The organism is Agrobacterium sp. CG674 (assembly GCF_053521645.1).
This window is the reverse complement of sequence record NZ_JBNWDZ010000006.1, coordinates 44,489-64,575: the sequence shown is the minus strand read 5'-3', so window position 1 is coordinate 64,575 and position 20,087 is coordinate 44,489. Positions and strand designations below refer to the sequence as shown.

At 56.8% G+C, this 20,087-nt stretch carries 18 protein-coding genes; 5 read left to right on the top strand and 13 right to left on the bottom strand.

The features are described 5' to 3' along the window. Nucleotides 1–52: 52 nt before the first annotated feature. The 7 genes from ACQZ51_RS16735 to ACQZ51_RS16705 form a co-directional block, all read right to left on the bottom strand. Nucleotides 53–1,669, bottom strand: a complete 1,617-nt coding sequence (locus ACQZ51_RS16735) for an FGGY-family carbohydrate kinase (RefSeq protein WP_448778897.1) — start codon at nt 1,667–1,669, stop codon at nt 53–55. A gap of 24 nt (nt 1,670–1,693) precedes the next feature. Next, complete coding sequence (locus tag ACQZ51_RS16730) at nt 1,694–2,425, bottom strand: SDR family oxidoreductase (protein WP_448778895.1); 732 nt, start codon at nt 2,423–2,425, stop codon at nt 1,694–1,696. Nucleotides 2,426–2,461: 36 nt separating this feature from the next. Next, nucleotides 2,462–3,439, bottom strand: coding sequence for an ABC transporter permease (locus tag ACQZ51_RS16725; RefSeq protein WP_448778893.1), 978 nt, complete (start codon nt 3,437–3,439; stop codon nt 2,462–2,464). Beyond that, entirely contained in the window at nt 3,429–4,931 is a 1,503-nt protein-coding gene (locus tag ACQZ51_RS16720; RefSeq protein ID WP_448778891.1) for a sugar ABC transporter ATP-binding protein, read from the bottom strand. Before ACQZ51_RS16720 ends, ACQZ51_RS16725 begins: the two co-directional genes overlap by 11 nt. 69 nt (nt 4,932–5,000) lie before the next feature. Further along, nucleotides 5,001–5,906 carry an ABC transporter substrate-binding protein gene (locus ACQZ51_RS16715; RefSeq protein ID WP_448778889.1) on the bottom strand — a complete coding sequence of 302 codons (906 nt, stop codon included), beginning with the start codon at nt 5,904–5,906 and terminating at the stop codon, nt 5,001–5,003. 97 nt (nt 5,907–6,003) lie between these two features. Then, the gene (locus ACQZ51_RS16710) at nt 6,004–6,885 is read right to left on the bottom strand and encodes a helix-turn-helix domain-containing protein (protein ID WP_448778887.1); all 882 of its coding nucleotides are present in this window, start codon (nt 6,883–6,885) and stop codon (nt 6,004–6,006) included. 432 nt (nt 6,886–7,317) lie between these two features. Next, nucleotides 7,318–7,755 carry an Lrp/AsnC family transcriptional regulator gene (locus tag ACQZ51_RS16705; protein WP_448778885.1) on the bottom strand — a complete coding sequence of 146 codons (438 nt, stop codon included), beginning with the start codon at nt 7,753–7,755 and terminating at the stop codon, nt 7,318–7,320. Between the two features lie 126 nt (nt 7,756–7,881). Between ACQZ51_RS16705 and rocF the strand changes: the two genes are divergently transcribed. Together rocF and ACQZ51_RS16695 are read left to right on the top strand one after the other, a co-directional pair. Then, nucleotides 7,882–8,802: an arginase gene (gene rocF / locus ACQZ51_RS16700; RefSeq protein WP_448778884.1), complete on the top strand. Its 921-nt coding sequence runs from the start codon at nt 7,882–7,884 to the stop codon at nt 8,800–8,802. A 13-nt stretch (nt 8,803–8,815) separates the two neighbouring features. Beyond that, on the top strand, nt 8,816–9,877 hold the full coding sequence (locus tag ACQZ51_RS16695; RefSeq protein ID WP_448778882.1) for an ornithine cyclodeaminase: 1,062 nt from the start codon (nt 8,816–8,818) through the stop codon (nt 9,875–9,877). Here the strand turns inward: ACQZ51_RS16695 and ACQZ51_RS16690 are convergent. Next, nucleotides 9,872–10,756, bottom strand: coding sequence for a DMT family transporter (locus ACQZ51_RS16690; RefSeq protein WP_448778881.1), 885 nt, complete (start codon nt 10,754–10,756; stop codon nt 9,872–9,874). The two genes, ACQZ51_RS16695 and ACQZ51_RS16690, sit on opposite strands and share 6 nt — an antisense overlap. 229 nt (nt 10,757–10,985) lie before the next feature. On the opposite strand from ACQZ51_RS16690, the gene ACQZ51_RS16685 reads away from it, so the two are divergent. The 3 genes from ACQZ51_RS16685 to ACQZ51_RS16675 all read left to right on the top strand — a co-directional run bounded on the left by ACQZ51_RS16685 (nt 10,986) and on the right by ACQZ51_RS16675 (nt 14,447). Then, complete coding sequence (locus ACQZ51_RS16685; protein WP_448778879.1) at nt 10,986–12,134, top strand: mandelate racemase family protein; 1,149 nt, start codon at nt 10,986–10,988, stop codon at nt 12,132–12,134. Nucleotides 12,135–12,142: 8 nt separating this feature from the next. Next, nucleotides 12,143–12,769: an SGNH/GDSL hydrolase family protein gene (locus tag ACQZ51_RS16680; RefSeq protein ID WP_448778878.1), complete on the top strand. Its 627-nt coding sequence runs from the start codon at nt 12,143–12,145 to the stop codon at nt 12,767–12,769. A gap of 79 nt (nt 12,770–12,848) precedes the next feature. After that, nucleotides 12,849–14,447, top strand: a complete 1,599-nt coding sequence (locus ACQZ51_RS16675) for an ABC transporter substrate-binding protein (RefSeq protein ID WP_448778877.1) — start codon at nt 12,849–12,851, stop codon at nt 14,445–14,447. Between the two features lie 56 nt (nt 14,448–14,503). Here the strand turns inward: ACQZ51_RS16675 and ACQZ51_RS16670 are convergent, their stop codons facing one another. The 5 genes from ACQZ51_RS16670 to ACQZ51_RS16650 all read right to left on the bottom strand — a co-directional run bounded on the left by ACQZ51_RS16670 (nt 14,504) and on the right by ACQZ51_RS16650 (nt 20,025). After that, entirely contained in the window at nt 14,504–15,331 is an 828-nt protein-coding gene (locus ACQZ51_RS16670; protein ID WP_448778875.1) for a sugar phosphate isomerase/epimerase family protein, read from the bottom strand. Next, the gene (locus ACQZ51_RS16665; RefSeq protein WP_448778873.1) at nt 15,328–16,755 is read right to left on the bottom strand and encodes a mandelate racemase; all 1,428 of its coding nucleotides are present in this window, start codon (nt 16,753–16,755) and stop codon (nt 15,328–15,330) included. Before ACQZ51_RS16665 ends, ACQZ51_RS16670 begins: the two co-directional genes overlap by 4 nt. 1 nt (nt 16,756) lies before the next feature. Next, nucleotides 16,757–17,920: a dihydrodipicolinate synthase family protein gene (locus ACQZ51_RS16660; RefSeq protein ID WP_448778871.1), complete on the bottom strand. Its 1,164-nt coding sequence runs from the start codon at nt 17,918–17,920 to the stop codon at nt 16,757–16,759. A gap of 10 nt (nt 17,921–17,930) precedes the next feature. Beyond that, nucleotides 17,931–19,073: a Gfo/Idh/MocA family protein gene (locus ACQZ51_RS16655; RefSeq protein ID WP_448778869.1), complete on the bottom strand. Its 1,143-nt coding sequence runs from the start codon at nt 19,071–19,073 to the stop codon at nt 17,931–17,933. A gap of 247 nt (nt 19,074–19,320) precedes the next feature. Next, nucleotides 19,321–20,025 (bottom strand): TetR/AcrR family transcriptional regulator, encoded by a 705-nt coding sequence (locus ACQZ51_RS16650; RefSeq protein ID WP_448778867.1) that lies wholly within the window; start codon nt 20,023–20,025, stop codon nt 19,321–19,323. Nucleotides 20,026–20,087 lie beyond the last annotated feature (62 nt).

The window sequence follows — 20,087 nt, the reverse complement described above, 5'->3', positions numbered from 1 at the left end:
CATATGTCTGGCGTGGAGCCGGTGGTGGTGATGCGAAATGCCGCCTTTGCGGTCAGGCTATTTCTTCCATGGAATGGCGGATTTGGCGTGCCACTGTCTGGAGCGACATGAAGGCCGCGTAACGTGTCTCATGCAAAGCTGCGACTGTTTGATCCGGATCGCAGCGCATCGCCACACGCGACATTGCGGGCATCGCGGTTTGAAGATCGTCGTAAAGCCCTGCCGCGACAGATGCGAGGATGGCAGAACCCAGCAGAACCGGCTCTTCGCATTCCGTGATTTCGACAGGGTAGCCGGTGGTATCTGCCAGCAATTGACGCGTGAGCGGGTGAGAGCCTGCACCGCCGCTGACGCTGATGGTTGATATCGGCGCGCCATGCGTCGCCTGGGTTTCGATGATCTGCCGCAGCCCGTAGCCCAGGCTGCATATCCCGGCGGTATAAAGCGCAATAAGCGACTCCGGGCCGGTTTCCATTCCCTGTCCCATGATGACAGCGCGGGCATGGGGATCCGCAAAGGGCGCACGATTGCCGAGAAATTCAGGGACGACATGGAGATGATCGGCAAGGCGAACCGCTTTCGCTGATGTAGAAGCGTGCTCCAGCGCCTGGTCTGCCAGCCATTGCGGCAGTGATTTTCCGGCGGTGGCCGCAAGCTGCGCTGCCTCATCGGTCGATGGGTGCAGTTGCACCAACTGGTCGATGGCGGCTCCGGCAGCCGACTGGCCGCCCTCGTTCAGCCACGCGCCCGGCACCATGGCAGAATAGTATGGACCCCATACACCCGGCACGAAAACCGGCTTTTCCGTCGTTGTCATGGTGCAGGATGACGTGCCGAAGACGTAACCAAGGCAATTTCGGGCGTCTCCACCGGCTGCGACCGTGCCGACACCACCGGCATGTGCATCGATCAGGCCGGCAGCAACGGCGGTGCCTGCTGCCAAGCCCATGACTTGTGCTACCAACGCAGTCAGCCCGGTTCCAAGAGCGGTGCCCGGCTCGACCACACTTTGGCCAATCCTCGAAAAATTCTGATCGGCCAGATCTCCCAACCCGATCTGGCGGAAATAATCAGCGTCCCATCGCGCCTCATGGGCGAGATAGGTCCACTTGCAGGTTACGGTGCAACTGGAACGATCCAATGCGCCGGTAGCTTTCCAGGTCAGAAAATCTGCCAGATCGAAGAAATGCTCTGCTCGCGCATAGATCTCCGGTCTGTTTTCCTTCAGCCAGAGCAGTTTCGGCGTCTGCATTTCCGGAGAGATGCGACCGCCCACATATTTCAGAACGTCATGTCCCTGTTTGTTGATGCGGTCAGCCTGTTCGACCGCTCGGTGATCCATCCACACGATGATATCCCGTTCAGGGTGGGCGGGATCACCCACGGGCAAGGTCTCTTCGCCAGCGCCACGCACAACGAGTGAACAGGTCGCGTCAAAACCTATGCCTGCCACATGGGCGGGGTCTATACCCGCGTGCGAAACGCTTTCGCGCACGGCTTCGCAGACGGCATGCCAAACCTGCTCGCTGCATTGTTCGACAATGCCGCCATCTTCGCGATGCATGGAGATGGGCCGCTTCGCGACGGCCAGCAGCTGACCTGAGGTATCAAAGACACCCGCTCGCGCAGAGCCGGTTCCAACATCAACGCCGATCAGATACTGAGCCATCTATTTTCTCCTGCCTGCCTTGTCTTAAACGCGGTCGAAGCTTGTCGGCAAGACCAGCATGTCACGGATGGTGACGGTGCGTTTGCGTGTCAGCATGTAGACGATGGCGTCGGCAACTTCGCTCGGGTCGATCAAGGCACCGGCCTCTTTTGCCTTGCGCAGGTTTTCTTCTGGCCAGTCTGCCAGAAGAGCTGAAACGACAGGGCCGGGCGATACCTGGCCGACACGCACGCCGTGCGGAATCATCTGGCGGCGCATTGTCTGGACAAAGCAGGTGATGGCCCATTTGGACGCCGCGTAGACCGGCTCCCAATAGGTTGGATAGTGGCCCGCGATGGAGCATGTGACGATGATATCGCCGGTTTTGCGCTCACTCATATGCGGAACAACGGCATGCACGTTTTTCATGACTGCGTTGACGTTGAGGTTAAGCATCTTGTCGATGGCATCAGGGTTGGTTTCCGTTAGGTCACCACCGATATAGGTCCCGGCATTGCAATACAGGATGTCGATATGGTCGACCTTCTGTAGAATTTCAGGGATCATCGCATTGCAGCTATCGGCATCCAACAGGTTGGTCACCTGCGGAATGGCCTTTTCGCCCAGTTTTGCGGCCAGTTCGGCCAGAGCTTTTTCATTCCAGTCCACCATCACAACGGTGGCACCCTGTTCCAGCAATGCTTCGGTGGTTGCGAGGCCAATTCCCGATGCCGCTCCGGTGATAACGGCGATCTTGCCTTGCAGTGATTCAGACATGGTATTCTCCTGTTTTTTTGAAAATGTTCAATGATTTCAGCGCCATTCGCGCCCGATATAGATGGCCAGCAGGATGATGCCGCCCTTGATCACGTCTTGCAGATACGGGTTAATGCCCATGAGGTTCAGCCCGTTGTTGAGAATGCCGAGCAGGATGGCGCCGATCAGAGTGCCAAGGATGAGGCCGCGTCCGCCTGCAATCGCAGTGCCACCAAGCACCACCGCTGCAATGGCATCCAGCTCGAAGCCCACACCGGCATTTGGCTGGCCGCTCATCAACCGACCGATGAGAATGATGGCTGCAAGCGCCGATGTGAAACCGGCAATGCCGTAGACGGCGAGTTTCACCCGCTGCGTCTTCACGCCGGAAAGGCGTGCGGCGTTTTCGTTGCCACCCAGCGCGTAGACATGGCGACCGAAGGCGGTGCGCTGGAGAAGCACCCAGGCGAAGGCATATGTCACGACCATGATGATGACGGGCACAGGCACAAAACCTGCGCGACCGACGCCGAACCAAGAAATCCAGCTCGGAATGCCGCTGATCGGATAGCCGCCCGAATAGATCAGCCCCAGCCCGCGCGCCATGCCCATGGTTGCCAGTGTTACGATGATGGCGGGCATCTTACCCCAAGCGACGAGAGCTCCGTTCAGCAAGCCAATTGCGATGCCGATGGAGAGGCCAATTCCCAGTGCCGCGATGGCTGGAATGCCCATTTTTACCATCATGCCCGCACACAGCGTGCCGACAAGGGCCATGACCGCTCCGACCGAAAGATCGATGCCGCCGGTGAGGATCACAAAGGTCATGCCGACCGCGAGGATGCCGACGATGGACACCTGGCGCAGGACGTTCATGATATTGTTCAGGGTGAAGAAATTATCGCTCGCCAGCCCCATGATGATGGAGACAACAATGAGCCCGACAAGGGGCAGAGCGAGAGGCGTTTGCAGCAGGCGTCCAAGGGTCAGGCCGTTGGATCTCGTTGCTGTGTCGGTGTTTGCGTCAGGCAACATGTTCAACTCTCCCGGTGGTCGCATGGGTCATGATTGTTTCGGAATTCACAAGGTCGCCCTCGACCGTCGCCACGATGCCGCCTGAGCGGAAGACGCAGACCCGGTCTGACATGCCGATAATTTCGGGCAGTTCGGATGAGATCATGATGATCGAGTAGCCCTGTTCGGTGAACTGGCGCATCAGGGCATAGATTTCAGCTTTGGCGCCCACATCAATGCCGCGCGTTGGTTCATCGAAGATCAGCACCCGCATATCGTGGTTGAGCCACCTGGCAATCACGACCTTTTGCTGGTTGCCTCCGGACAGGGTATCGACGCGGGCGTCTGGGCCTTGCGCCTTGACGCGGACCTGATCCATGGCGTCCTGCGTATCGCGACGTTCTTTTTTCAGATCGATGAACCAGTGGTTCTTGCGATACTTCTTGTAGTTGTTGAGCGAGATGTTCTGGAGGATGGAAAAGCTGGTGATTAGACCCTCATCCTTGCGGCTTTCGGGTAGTAGGCCGACGCCACTGGCCAAGCCGTCATCGGGGCCAGAATATCGCTTTTCGATGCCATCCATCTTGAGCTTGCGGCGCGCGAAGGAATGCGCCCCGAGCATGGCGAGCACAGTCTCCGTCCGCCCCGAGCCGACGAGACCGGCGAAGCCCAATATCTCGCCTTTTCTCAAGGAGAACCGCGAGATCGGGCCGCCCTTCTTGAGTTGCAGTTCTTCCACTTCGATCACGATGGGCGCGCTACTTGTCGTGCCGGTCTTGGGTGGAAAATTATTCTCTATCCGTCGCCCCACCATCATCTCGACAAGGCGGTCATTGTCCACATCGGACACGAGGCAGGATGCGATGAATTCTCCATCGCGCAGCACGGTGATGCGGTCGCAGATTTCAAAGATTTCTTCCAGATGATGCGAGATGAAAATGATCGCGACGCCCTGACTGCGCAAAGTGCGCATCACATTGAACAGGTGTTCGGTCTCTGACGGTGTCAGCGTTGCCGTCGGCTCATCCAAGACCAGAATGCGGGCATTGAGGGAGAGTGCCTTGGCAATCTCGACAAACTGCTGCTCTGCGACAGACAGGCGGTGGACCGGCACATCAAGAGGCACATCGACTGCCAATTGGCGCATGATTTCGGCTGCGCGAATGCGCATGGCTTTTCTATCCAGAAGGCCGATTGGTCCGCGCAACTCTCTGGCGAGGAACATGTTTTCGACAGCATTGAGATAGGGTATCAGGCTAAATTCCTGAAAGACGATGCCTATTCCAGCGGCTATGGCCTCATCGTAATTGGCAAACTGATGCTCTTTTCCTTCAATCAGGATCGCGCCGTCCGTCGGCTTTATGATGCCGCAGAGAATTTTCATCAGCGTCGACTTGCCAGCGCCGTTTTCGCCAAGAAGTGCGTGAACTTCTCCTGCGCGCGCTGTCAGATCGACGCCACGCAGGACTTCGATCTGGCCAAAGCTTTTTCTGATCCCTTTGAGTTCAAGCATTCTGCTCTCCTCGGTCGTTGAAAAATCCTGCACCCACATCGCCGCGGGTGCAGGTTAGCTAGCGGCTCTTTACCAGCTGAATTCAGCGGCGTTCTTGCTGTCCACAACGCGCACGTCGATCGGCACTTCCTTCGGCACGACAACGGCACCCCACTTCTGGGCAAGCGCCATGGCAAGGCCAACACGAACCTGGTCACGCGGGAACTGGGCCGTCGTCTCGATGAAGTTGGTGCCATCGGCAATGGCCTTGACCGCTTCTGGTGCGCCATCGACAGAGGTCAGCTTGATATCTCGACCGGAACCCTGGATGGCTGCAAGTGCACCCATGGCACCACCGTCATTCACCGAGAAGATACCGGCGAGATTTGGATGGGACTGGATCATGTTTTCAACGACACCGAGCGCGACCGAGCGATCCTGCCTGCCATTCTGGGTGTCAACCAGCTTGATTTCCTTGAACTCACCAAGGGCGGCCTTGCAGCCCTCGACGCGCTGCAAGATCGGCACAACGGGAATGCCGTCCAGAATGGCTACTTCACCCTTGCCGCCGAGCGCCTCGCCCAGATGCTTGCAGGAGAGATATCCGGCATCGCGGTTCTTGGAGCCGACGAAGGTATCGACCGGGCCATTGGCATTGGCATCGATAGCAACCACGATGACGCCTGCCGCCTTGGCAGCGTGAACAGCGGCTTCGATGCCGGCTGAATCCGTTGGGTTCAACAGCAGGATATCGATTTTCTGCTGAAGCATGTCTTCAACATCGGAAACCTGCTTTGCAACATCATGAGCCGCGTCTGTGACGATCACGTCTGCACCGATGCTGGCTGCGGCCTCTTTCAAGGCTTCCTGCATCGAGACGAAGTAAGGATTGTTCAATTCCTGGAATGTCATTCCGATCTTGAGTTTTTCCTGGGCGAGTGCGGGTGTGATGCACAAAGCCAGTGCGGCGGTGGCCGAAAGAAGCATCTTTTTCATCTAGGTTCCTCCCTTATGGATGAATGCAGGCATAGCTGCGCGTTTCCAGACAGCAGACCGCTGCCCGAATGGTTTAAAGTCAGATTGTCAGGCTCGATCAGTCCGCCATCATGAACGCCTTTTGCGCCGTGAATGTCGTGCGGAACTGGGATGGAGACATTCCCTTCAACTTCAGGAAATGCCTGTTGAAATTGGACAGGTTTGAAAACCCTACTTCGTAGCAAACTTCTGCGACATTGACGTCGAGGTCCGCCAAAAGCATCTTGCAGGCAAGGTCGATGCGCATCTGGTTGCGGTAGCGAACCAGCGTCGTGCCGGTGTGGCGCTTGAAGGCCCGCGAAAATGTGCTCGGGCTTTGGCCGAACATTTCCGCAAGCTCGCTTTCCTCAACCTGATCGGTCAGGTTCTCGCGCAAGTGAGACAAGGCACGGTTGATACCGCTGTCTTCAGTGCTTGTCAGATCAAGCTGGAAGCTGAGGCTCGCAAGCACCTCGTGATCCCCCTCCGCGAGACGGTCGAGAATTTCCCAGAACAGGGCAAGGCGTTTCAGGCCCTGTGCTTCCAGCAGTTTTTCGATGATAGGGCGCACGGCCGCGCTGGTTGCATCGTCGAACAGCAATCCGCGACGGCTGCGATCCAGAAGCGGGCGGACCGCTTCCATCTCTGGCATGGATGCGCAGGCACCTTCGATGAAGGCTTCAGGGAACTGGATGACGAGCGAACGGGCCGGGACGATCTCGCCCTCTTCAATATCGCTGATCCAGTTCTGTGGAAGGTTGGGACCGGTCATGATGAGCTGACCCGGGCTGAATGTGCCGACGAAATCACCGAGGTAAAACGTGCCGGATGTCGCTACCACAAGGTGGATTTCATATTCGGGATGGTAATGCCAGCGCACCGTGCGGAACGGGTAGCCATGCGTCCAGGCTGCGAAAGACTCGCCCTTGCGGATATGGACCAGTTCAAGATCGGGTTGCATGGATACTCTCTCCCTCAAACGCTACATCCCCTTAAGGGCTGGCCATTGGCTCCTCTCCAACTGACCTCGAACGTTGGCCGGAGCATCCAGTGTTCAGCCCGATCATTCCACATCATTGCGGAGAAATTGCTGATACTTTTTTGTCGTCACGCCATGGGGTGCTGTATTAGGCCAAACTTGTACAGGAAGGAGACTTCACAAGTTTGGCATATTTTTGCGCCGCAGCGCAGCAAATTGTCGCTGATCTGAAACAATTAAGCCAAAGGTTGAGGTTTCATGCGATGATCGCGCCCGCTGGTAGCGCTTTCAACCCTTATACTTTTCAGGCATCCTGACGTCTCTATGGTATCGGTTAAATGAGTGAATCCAGTACCATAAGTTGATAGAGCCAAAGACCGTAAGAGAGGACCGAGGGGAACGCTTATGGCTTTGCTACAGCCGCGCCTTTGTCGAGCGTGAGGTGGACAGAAGAAGGCTGGTTTCGCTGCCGGTAATGCCCGGTACCAGACGGATGCGGCGCAGAATGGAATCGAAATCGCTGAGCGTCGGCGCGCTCAGTTCAACGATCAGGTCCCATCTGCCATTGGTCGAATGGATCTCGGATATCTCCGGAAATCCGCCAAGGGCACGGATCACCCTGTCCGTCACATGCCCCTCGATCTCGATCATCATGATGCCGCGCACGGTTGCCGCTGCCGCATCGGCCCGCAGAACGACGGTGTAACCGACAATCGTGCCGCTGGCCTCCAGCCGTTCTATCCGTGCCCGTACCGTGGCGCGGGATGTCTCTGTTTCCAGCGCGAGATCAGAGATGCTGCGTCGCCCGTTGTGACGCAGAAGCGTGATCAGTTTCGTGTCCAGTTGATCCATTGTGCCACTTTGCAAACTCGATTGATCGAATTGGTAGGAAGTGAAATCAGTTTTGCCAATATGCATTGTTCATATTGCCATCGTCAAATGGTTCAATTTCATGAGTTCAAAGCGAGGGAGACGCTCATGGAATGCAGGTTGATTGGGGTGCCCTTGCAGATTGGTGCCGGACATCTGGGGTGCGAGATGGGACCAAGCGCGCTGCGCATAGCGGGCCTGAAAACCGCGCTGGAAGATTTGGGCCATGGGGTGGTTGATCTAGGCAACATCACGCCCGCACCACTTCGTGAGTTTGCCCATCCCAACAGCGCCGTTCATCACCTGTCGGAAACGGTCGCCTGGACAGAGGCATTGACGGAAATCGCCTACCGCGAAAGCGAAAACGCGATGCCAATTTTTCTGGGCGGCGATCATGCGATTTCAGCAGGCAGCGTGACAGGTGTGGCCCGGCGTGCCGCAGAGGTGGGCAGGCCACTCTTCGTTCTTTGGCTGGATGCCCACACGGATTATCACACCTTGGAAACCACCCGCAGTGGAAACCTGCACGGAACCCCGGTGGCATATTATAGCGGGCGCGAAGGCTTTGAAGGTTATTTTCCCAAGGTTTCGCATCCCGTCAGCCCCGAAAACATCTGCATGATCGGTATTCGCAGTGTCGATCCGGCTGAAAGCGCCGCACTCGGTGAAACCGGTGTGACCATTTATGACATGCGAATGATCGATGAACACGGCGTTGGCGTGTTGTTGCGCTCGTTTTTGCAGCGTGTAGAGGCGGCGAATGGTTTGCTGCATGTCAGCCTTGATGTCGATTTCCTCGATCCGTCGATTGCGCCTGCGGTGGGTACCACTGTGCCGGGAGGCGCGACGTTCCGTGAAGCGCATCTGGTGATGGAAATGCTCTGCGACAGCGGCCTGGTTTCAAGCCTCGATCTTGTCGAGCTCAACCCGTTTCTGGATGAGCGTGGCCGCACTGCGCGCCTTATGGTTGACCTGACCGCAAGCCTGATGGGCAAGCGCGTGCTGGACCGACCGACGAGAGCAGGCTGAGGAGGGCTGGATCATGGTATTACCAAACCTCAATATCGTCCCCTTCATCAGTGTCGATAACATGATGAAGCTGGTCCTGAACGTCGGCATCGACATATTTCTGTCTGAGCTTGCCGATACGTTGGAAGAGGATTTCAGGCGCTGGGAGCAGTTCGACAAAACGCCCCGCATCGCGTCCCATTCCATGGAAGGTGTCATCGAGTTGATGCCGACCAGCGACGGACAGCTCTACGGTTTCAAATACGTCAATGGACACCCCAAGAACACCAAACAAGGTCGCCAGACCGTGACGGCATTCGGTGTCTTGTCTGACGTGGGCAACGGCTATCCGATGTTGATCTCTGAAATGACGATTTTAACAGCCCTGCGGACTGCCGCGACATCGGCACTTGCTGCGAAATACCTTGCGCGCAAAAACGCACGCTCAATGGCCATTATCGGCAATGGTGCACAGAGCGAGTTTCAGGCACGCGCCTTCAAGGCCATCATGGGTGTCGACCATCTCAGGCTTTTTGACGTGGATATTGAGGCAAGCATCAAATGCCAGCGCAATCTTCAGGGCTCCGGCTTCACGATTACGATCTGCGAGAGCGCGGAGGACGCGGTTGAGGGCGCCGACATCATCACGACCGTTACCGCCGACAAGCAATATGCAACCATCCTGACGGACAACATGGTTGGCCCCGGCGTTCACATCAATGCGGTGGGCGGTGACTGTCCCGGCAAGACCGAATTGCATAGGGATATTCTGCTTCGCTCAGGAATTTTCGTGGAGTACCCGCCGCAAACCCGCATCGAGGGCGAAATTCAGCAGTTGCCTGCGGATTACCCTGTCACGGAGCTTTGGGAAGTGATTGCAGGCAGCAAACCTGGGCGCGAGGGCGACGGACAGATTACCCTCTTCGATAGTGTGGGCTTTGCAATCGAAGACTTTTCCGCCCTGCGCTATGTCAGGTCTAAGCTCGCTTCCACAGGTTTTTTCGACGAGCTGGACCTGCTGGCGGACCCGGATGAGCCGAAGGATCTGTTCGGGATGCTGTTGCGCTGTGAGGCCAAAGCCCGCCAAGTTCTATAGCGACAGTCTCTTGTTCCGGCGGGCAACCATTTGTTCCCGCCAGATTGTGAAGAGGCCGGCTGCGATGACGATGATTGCGCCCACAATCATGTGGGCGTTCAACACCTCTCCGTAGAGGCTCACGCCCATGATGGAGACCAGCACGAGCTGGTAATAGGAAAATGGCTGCACTGTCGCGGCATCGGCCAGCTCGAAGGCTTTGATGAGCAGGTAGTGCCCGCTCATGCCCGTGATACACAGGGCCAGCATCCAGACCCAATCGGCTGGCGCCATTGTAACCCAATAAAACGGCCCAATGAGTGTCAGCGCCAATGCGCCTGGCACGCCGGTGTAGAAGAAGCTGGTCATGGCGGTGTCGGTGCGGCTGGCAAGGCGTGTTAGCACGCTGTACAGCGCGGACAGCAATGCGGCAGCAAAGGTTATCAGCAAAGCCGGGTCAAAACCGCTCTCATCCGGTTTGAGGATGATCAACACGCCGAGAAAACCAACCAGAATGGCCGACCATCGCCGCCAGCCGACATGTTCACCCAGAATCGGGACAGACAACGCCGCGACAAAGAGCGGTGCTGCGGCGAAAATAGAATGGGTATGTGCCAGCCCGACGATGGAAAATGAAAAGATCGCGAGAACAATCTGCACCGCAAGCAAGACACCGCGGCTGGATTGAAGCCAGAAACGCTGAGTGGTGGCCGTTTTGCGAAGCCCTGCCTGTGATCTTAGCGCGAGGATGATCACGAAAATCGCAAAAGCCCAATAGCGCAGCATGGCGACGAGGACGGGCGGATAGGCCGAGCCGAGGTGCTTTGAAATGCCATCCTGTGCGGCAAAAATGGTGAAGGCCGCAAGCGCGTATAAATAACCGGCAGATTGGGAGGGCATGGAGGGCTCTGTTATTGTGCAGGTGACTGCTGGAAAGACGCAAGCGTTACTAAAGTTTCGCTCAAGACACAAACGCACAAGGCAACGGATCGATCCTTTCGCGGATTGCTGGCTGCTGCCCTCATGCGAAAAAGACAACATGTCATACATGTTTGACAAATAGTTGCATATCTGTCTAATAGGATGCAAATATAGTGTCGGTGGCCGCCGGGCTGCAGAGGGAGGACAGATGATTATTACCGACGTGGACGTGCGGGTGTTCAAAACCACTACGCGTCGCCATTCCGATAGTGCCGGCCACGCGCATCCGGGTCCGGCGCATCAGGTTGAGCAGGCCATGCTGACAATCCGCACGGAAGATGGTCAGGAAGGGCATTCCTTTACCGCACCGGAAATTGTTCGCCCCCATCTCATCGAAAAATTTGTCAAAAAGGTTCTTATCGGCGCCGATCACCGCGATCGCGAACGGCTGTGGCAAGACCTCGCGCATTGGCAAAGGGGATCTGCTGCGCAATTGACTGACCGCACGCTGGCTGTTGTTGACTGCGCCCTGTGGGATCTGGCAGGCCGTTCGCTCAACCAACCTGTATACAAGTTGATCGGTGGCTATCGTGACAAGGTGCTCGCCTATGGCTCGATCATGTGTGGGGACGAGCTTGAAGGTGGTCTTGCGACCCCTGAAGATTACGGGCGCTTTGCTGAAACGCTCGTCAAGCGCGGTTATAAGGGGATCAAGCTGCACACGTGGATGCCACCTGTCAGTTGGGCGCCGGATGTCAAGATGGATATCAAGGCCTGTTCTGCCGTTCGCGAAGCGGTGGGTCCCGATATCCATTTGATGATCGATGCCTTCCATTGGTATTCCCGGACCGATGCGCTGGCTTTGGGGCGTGGTCTGGAAAAGCTGGATTTTGACTGGATCGAGGAACCGATGGATGAGCAGTCCATGTCATCCTACAAATGGCTGGCGGATAATCTCGATATTCCGGTCGTCGGACCTGAAAGTGCGGCTGGAAAGCACTGGCACCGGGCTGAATGGTTGAAGGCGGGTGCCTGCGATATCTTGAGAACCGGCGTCAATGATGTTGGGGGTATAACGCCTGCCCTGAAGACCATGCACCTTGCGGAAGCCTTTGGCGTGGAATGTGAAGTGCATGGCAACACGGCCATGAATTTGCACGTGGTGGCCGCGACCAAGAATTGCCGCTGGTATGAGCGTGGGCTGCTGCATCCTTTCCTCGAATATGATGATGGCTTCGATTATCTGAAATCCCTGTCCGACCCGATGGACGCAGATGGCTACGTGCATGTGCCTGATCGTCCGGGTCTGGGAGAGGACATCGATTTCAACTTCATCGAAAACAATCGCGTCCGGTGAGGCCAGAGATGAAGACGATCCTTGCCTTCGGCGATAGCCTGACCTGGGGTGCAGACCCGGCGACCGGATTGCGCCATCCGCGTGAGTTCCGCTGGCCGGAGGTGCTGGAGGCGGGTCTTGAAGGCAAGGCGCATGTCATTGCTGAGGGGCTTGGCGGGCGCACAACCTGTTACGATGACAATGCCGGGCCTGCCTGCCGAAATGGTGCCAAGGCGCTGGAGGTATCGCTTGCTTCCCACATGCCGCTTGACCTCGTCATCATCATGCTGGGGACGAATGACCTCAAGCCTGTGCATGGGGGCGTGGCCGAAACGGCGGTGTCTGGCATGCGGCGTTTGGCCCAGATCGTCGAGACTTTTCCCTACAAGCCTCGGTCATTCCGGCCGAGCCTCTTGATCGTCGCGCCCCCTGCCTGCGTGGCGGGGCCGACGGGTGCGCCCGCCGCAGGTCGGCGCATCTCGGAGTCTCGGCGCCTGTCGCCCCTCTACGAAAAGCTGGCGGAAGAGGTGAATTGTGCATTTTTTGATGCTGGCACCGTTGCCAGCGCGTCATCCATTGATGGCGTGCATCTGGAGGGTGAGGCGACTGCCAATATGGGACGTGCGCTGGTGGCGCCCGTTTTAGCCATTCTTTAATGATCAGCGTCGTCGCAGAGGAGTGCCGATCTGGTCTTGAGTTAATGCCGTCATGGATGAGCGGCCAATGGGAGGAAACATGAGACATTTCTTTGCAACAGTAGCAGTGGGTGCTTTGTTGATCGGCGCCATGCCGCTTGATGCTTTCGCCGAGACGCCGAAAGACCAACTGGTCGTTGCGACCACGATGAGCAATATTCTGACGCTCGACCCCGCAGCGATTACCGGCCGCGAGACCGTGCAGGTCTTGAACAATGTCTACGACACGCTGGTTACGCTGTCGGATAAGGACCGAAGCATCCAGCCCCGCTTGGCGGAACGTTGGGAGATTGCGGATGACCGCAAATCCATCACCTTCCATCTGCGAAAAGATGTCAGCTTCGCATCCGGCAATCCGGTAACGGCGCAGGATGTGGTGTGGAGCCTGAAGCGCCTTCTGGTCCGCAATCTGGCGCAGTCGTCCTTTCTGAAGACGCGCGGCTACAAGCTGGAGGAAGCGGATACGCTTTTCGTGGCCAAGGATGAGCATACCTTCGTTCTCAACCTGCCAAAGCCGGATGATCCAAATCTGTTGCTGATGATCCTTGGTCAGAATGGTCCCGGAACGATCATCGATAGCAAGACAGCGATGGAGCATGAAAAAGACGGTGATATGGGTGCCGCATGGCTGACCTTGAATTCGGCGGGTTCCGGTCCATTCAAGCTCGGTCAATGGAAGTCCAACGAATTCATCATCCTGACCCGCAACGATGACTTCTGGGGCGAAAAGCCCGCGATGAAGCGCGTCCTGATGCGCCATCTGCCTGAATCCCAATCGCAGCGCCTGATGCTTGAAAAAGGCGACATCGATGTTGCCTATTCCTTGCAGGCACCGGACCTGACGTCGCTTCAGGCAGACAAGGCAATTGCCATCGAATCCACGCCTGGTTCAGGCTTTTACTATCTCGGCGTTTCGATGAAAGACGAGCGATATGCCAACAAGAATGTCCGCGAGGCGCTGCGTTATCTGATCGATTACGATGGGCTGGATAAGGCCGTCATGCCTTTCTATGGAAAGTTGCACCAACGCCCCATCAGCACCGGCGTTCTGGGCGCATTGCCGGATCAGGGCTTCAAGCTCGATATTCCCAAGGCAAAAGCGTTGCTGGCGGAGGCTGGTTACCCCGAGGGTTTCAAAACCACCCTGCGCGTTCTCTCCGAAGACCCGTTCATGAAAGCCGCGACGGCAATCCAGAACACATTGGCGCAGGCGGGCATTCAGGCCGAGCTGATCAGCGGTTCCGGCGACCAGATTTATGGCGCGATGCGCGAACGTAAATTCGAGCTTCTGGTTGGTCGTGGCGGCGGTGGTCAGCAACCGCATCCGGACAACAATTTGCGCTCCCTTGCCTACAATCCCAACAATGCCGATGAGGCCAAGCTCACCAACTACCAGAGCTGGCGCACAAGCTTCTTCGATGAGAAGCTGAACGCGATGATCGAAGCGGCGCTGGTGGAGCGCGACCCCGCCAAGCAGGCCAAGGCCTATGAAGATATCCAAGCCTATATGAATGACGCGGTTCTCTCGATCCAGCCATTCTCCGAGGTGGTGGATACAGCCGCCTATCGCAGTGATGTCAAAGGCATGATCGTCAGCCCCTGGTATTCGCGTTTTGAAGGCGTCAGCAAGGAACGCTGATCGGCATATGCGTCATCCCCTGCCGTTGCGGGGGATGACGTTGCAATGCGAATGCTTCAGACCTGACACACCGACGCGTATCGCTCGACCACCGTCGAGAGCACCTCGTTTATGGGCCTGGCGTTCCAGTTGTAGGAGAAAATCTCCACCTCCTGTGGGCCGAAGAAACCGGCCTGTTCGATCATGCGGCGAAAGCCTTTGAGATCGATCACGCCGTCGCCCATCATGCCACGATCATTGAGAGGATCGGTGGTTGGCACCAGCCAGTCGCAAATGTGGTGCGCAAGGATCTGGCCGTTGCGACCAGCGCGGGCCACCTGTTCTTCAAGCTCCGGGTCCCACCAGACGTGGTAGACATCAATGGCAACGCCCGTGCCAGCGCCCAGTCTGTCGCAGAGATCAAGCGATTGTTTCAGTGTGTTGAAGCAGGCGCGGTCGGCAGCATAGAACGGGTGAAGCGGCTCTATGGCGAGCGGAATGCCCGCTTGCCTCGCATAGGGCAAAAGCTCGGCCATACCGTCTTCCACCATCTGTCGGGCGCCTTCAATGTCCTTGGAGCCTGTGGGTAAACCGCCGACAACAAGAACAAGGCAATCGGCCTTCAGGGCTGCCGCTTCATCGACGGCGCGTTTGTTGTCGTCAATAGCGTCGCGGCGGCCTTTTGCATCCGTTGCCGGGAAAAAGCCACCTCGGCAAAGGCCACTCAGGCTGATGCCGTTTTGCTCAACGATGCGCGCTGCTTCCGCAAGGCCAACGCCGTGGACCTGATCTCTCCATGGCGAAATGGTGGTAATGCCATGGGCAAGGCAGGCGTCCACCAAGGTGCCGAACGCACCTCCCTGTTTGATGGTAGCGAAATTGATTGAAAGACCTTCAAGGCTCATATGGTCTTCTCCCCGGATTGAAGCGATTGAAATGTTGCCTGTGCTGCGGATTGCGCTACGCCGAGGCCCTTGGCGGCAAGCACTGTTCCAAGCGAAAGCGCACCCTTTGCGATGTGCAGCCGCGCGCGCCCGTCATGATTTGCATAGAGATCGCCATGCGCGGAAAGCCATGCGGCATTTTCAGTGTCCGAGGCTCCCTGCATGCCATCGACATAATGGTGGCCATTGCGCTCGATATGGCCAAGGCCGATCAGCGCCGAAAGCGCCAGATCCTGCTGCACCGCGATGCCCGCCTGTGTCGTCAAATCTTCCGCCGACATGAAGTAGCCACCCGCCGTTTCCGCATTCCATTGTTCCACACGCATTCTGTTGAGAAGGGAACGGTAGAAGCCCTTGCAGGATTTGGAGGATACGCCGAGATATCCTTGTGCCTTGGCCTCAAGAAACGCATCCTTGGTGCCATCTGACTCGTCGATCTCAAGCGCAATGCGTCTGGCCAATGTCTTGACCGGCTTTGACAGTGCAACGGTTCGAATGATCGGCTGCTCGATGAACAGAAGCGACTGACGCAATCGCTGAAGGGCCGGTTCCGCTTCGATGCGGTCCATCAGTCCGATGACGGCTGCCTCATCCGCAAACTGCTCGTTGCCATCCAATGTGACCTTGTAGGTTGGCAGGCGGTCGAGAACGGCTGCGATCTGGATCAGACGTTGTGTGTCTTCCAGCGGTCTGCCAGATAGTTTCAGTTTGAAATAGCGGACGCCATAGGTCTCGATTTCTTCGCTCAGACATTCCGGCAAGCCATCATTGCGGCGGGAGTTTACGTCTGACGGCGTCAACGCGTCGACATAGCCCACCGTGTGGCGAAGATGGATCGTCTTTTGCGGCTGCAACCGGCTGAGGAAGCCCGACACATCGAAGCCAGCGAGATCCGGCGTTGTTGATGTGTCGATGTCGGGCAAATTGATGCGGATGGCATCCGCAATCGCCAGATCGTGCAAACGGCAGAGACCATCCAAAATCGCGCGGTCTACCAATGCCAGGCCGAAGGATGCAATCAACCCGTTCAGACCTTCCGCCGATGCCTGCTCATGCTGCTGTGGCTCAAGCGTTGCGTGAAGGCTGAAGGCGGTGGCGGCTGCTGCCTCTTTCGCAAGCTGTGCCGCTATATGCACGGAGCGGCGCAATTGCTGCTCATTGTCGGCGTTGCTGAGGTCGGCGTTCTTGTCGAACCATTTCGGCACCATCAACTCGGCGGCATATCCTGTGGCCGTCCTCCCGCCTTCATCCTCTATGATGACGGAAAGGAATATCTGGGCCGCCTCCGTTACTGTTGCTGCGCCAAAGCGAAAGGGCATGCGCATGCTCAAACGCCGCTCAAAGATTGCGACGTCCTTGACTTTCAAAACGGGTGCGCCAGCCATTTCAATGCACGCCCCTGACAGAAAGCAGGTTTTTCATGCGTCTCGTCGCATCATCCGGGTCTGCCAAAACATTGGCCTTGTCTGCCAAGCGGAAAAGCTCAGCAAGATGTTGCGTGGAACGGGTGCTTTCCTGCCCGCCGATCATGGTGAAATGATCCTGCAGGCCGTTCAGATAGGCCAGAAATACAACGCCTGTCTTATAGAAGCGGGTCGGGGCTTTGAAGATGTGGCGGGACAGTGCGACGGTTGGTTCGAGAACCTTGTAGAAATCGGCGGTGTCGCCCTGCTTTAAACTGGCCAAAGCCTTGGATGCGGCAGGCGCAATCGCGTCGAAAATGCCCAGCAGCGCATCGGAATGGCAGTGCTCATCACCGGCTATCAGTTCCGCGTAGTTGAAGTCATCGCCTGTGTACATGCGCACACCGGCGGGCAGGCGGCGACGCATGGCGATTTCTTTTTCTTTTGACAGAAGCGAAATCTTGATGCCATCGATCTTGTCGGCGTTTGCTGCCAACATATCAAGGCAGGTATCCATGGCCGCCATATGGTCGCTTGCGCCCCAATAGCCCTCAAGCGCCGGGTCAAACATTTCACCCAGCCAGTGAATGATGACTTTGTCGTTGGCATGGGCCAGAACACGGGCATATGTTTCCAGATAATCATCCGGCGATTTTGCATTGGCGGTCAGTGCACGGCTTGCCATCAAGATCACGCGCCCGCCTTCGCCCTGAACAAAATCCAATTGTTCCAGATAGGCGTCAATGATCTGGTTGAGGCTATCGTGCGTGCCGATCAGATGGTCTGTTCCCACGCCGCAGGCAATCAGCGCATCCCTGCGGGTCGCGGCTTCTTTCAGCGATCGGGAAATGAGTTCCTGCGCCTGCGGCCAGCCAAGCCCCATGCCGCGCTGCGCGGTATCCATGGCTTCAGCAACGCCAAGGCCCAGATCCCAGAGGCGATGGCGAAAGCGTAAGGTTCCCTCCCAATCGATAGCGGGCGTCAGCCACGGGTCATTGTCTGCGAAAGGGTCGGCCACGACGTGGGCGGCGGCATAGGCCACGCGGTTGAAATCGGAGGGTTGACGTTTTTCCAGCGCAATCGGAGTGCCGCTGAGTGTGTAGGTTTCAATCGAGCGGTCGTCTCTCGGTAGTTTGAGCTCGGTCATGTCTGCCTCCTCAAACGATTGCGGGAACGTCGAGCCAGCGGCGCTCCTTCCAGGATTTCAGGCCAAGCTCGGCCAGTTGCACGCCCTTGACACCCTCCATCAACCCGTAAGGCCATGGTTCATCACCGGCCAGATGGCGCACGAACATCTCCCACTGCGCCTTGAAGCCATTGTCGTAAACCACATTGTCAGGCACTTCCTGCCAGGTCTTGTAGAAATCGATGGTTTGCGGCTGGTCGGGGTTCCAGACCGGCTTTGGCGTGTTGGTGCGATGTTGCGTCCAGCATTTTGTAAGTCCCGCTACCGCCGAGCCATGCGTGCCATCCACCTGGAATGTGACAAGATCATCGCGCCGAACGCGCACTGCCCAGGATGAGTTGATATGGGCAATCACGCCGCCCTCCAGCTCGAACGTGGCATAAGCGGCGTCATCTGCATCGGCCACATAAGCGTTGCCTTGCTCATCAAAACGCTGCGGAATGTGGGTCGCGCCAAGGCAGCTGACGGCTTTGACCTCGCCAAAAAGATTGTCGAGCACATAACGCCAGTGGCAGAGCATATCGAGAATAATGCCGCCGCCATCCTTCTGGCGGTAGTTCCAGGAGGGGCGCTGGGCTGGCTGCCAATCGCCTTCGAAAACCCAATAGCCAAACTCGCCGCGCACCGACAGAATTTTACCGAAAAAGCCGCTGTCGCGCAGCATGGCAAGCTTGCGCAGGCCCGGCAGGAACAGCTTGTCCTGAACAACTCCGTGCTTGATGCCAGCGTTTTCTGCCAGTCTAGCGACGGCAAGTGCCTCATCCATGTTGTCGGAAATCGGCTTTTCGCAATAGACATTCTTGCCAGCCTTGATGGCCTTGGTCAGCAGGCTTCCGCGCATCTGCGTCGTGCCTGCGTCGAAAAACAGTGTGTCATCGGGGTTTGCGAGAGCGGCATCAATGTTCGTCGTCCAGCGCGCCACATTATGTTTGCGGGCAATCTCTTCGATTTTTGAGCCATTGCGACCCACAAGGATGGGATCGAGCATGACCTTCTCGCCGCTCTTCAATGTCACGCCACCCTGATCGCGAATAGCAAGAACAGAGCGAACGAGGTGCTGATTATATCCCATACGGCCGGTAATGCCGTGCATGATGACGCCGATACGCTGCATGAAATTTTCCTCCCAAGGCGCCTCACTCCCGTTAAGGCGCAGTCTTCAGTTTTTCAAAACTTGTAACCAGTTGGTTATTTGTGGTTGGGAAACGGTATTTCTGTCAAGAAGATTTTCATGTGAAAAATCACGGCTTAAATCATCCGAGCGGTTCACCTGATGGCTGCCAGCGTCTTCTACCTAATCTCCATTTCGCACGTGCGAAGTATGGAGCGTTTGTTCTTGCTTGGAAAATTTGGTTGGCCGTTCAAAATGGCCGCAGTGCAGCAATGACCGTATTAACGATATGCTGTCCCCAACGCTCCAGCTCGGCAGGTGCCGCAAGATCGCGCTGAAAGATCGTAGACAGCGTGAACCGGTTGGAAAGGTAGAAAAAGCCGAGCGAGGCAATTGTCAGATAGACATCGACCGGGTCCAGTCCGGCGCGAAAATCGCCGGTCTTTTCACCGCGCAGCAGCACGTCCTTCAGCTCGGAAATGAAATTGGAGTGCATTTCAGGAATGCTGGCAGATTGACGCAAGTATCTGGCCTGATTAAGATTTTCTGTTGCCAGAATGCTCAGAAATTCCGGGTGATCGAGAAAATAATGCCAGGTGAAGAGGGCAAGCTCGCGCAGGCCATCAACCGGCTGTTTGCGCGCAAGGTCCAGCCGGTGTTCGGCATTGCGAATGTGTTGATAGGCATCTTCGAGCACCGCCAGATAGAGCGCGTCCTTGTCACCGAAATAGTGGTAGATCATGCGTTTGTTGGTGCCAGCACGTCTGGCCACCACGTCAATCCGCGCCCCGGCAAGGCCCTTGGCGGCAACCTCGCGGCGGGCGGCTTCGAGAATGGCCGCACGGGTGCGTTCCGGGTTTCGTGATTGAACGGCCGGTTTTCGTGTGGTCACACGCTTCTTCTTTTCCGCCGCGTCGGTCACGTTTTCTGAAACGATTTTTTTGCCTTCATCCATTTTTAGTGACCGCTTGACAACGCTGTTGAACAGTGTTCCCATGTAACCAGATAGTTATAAAA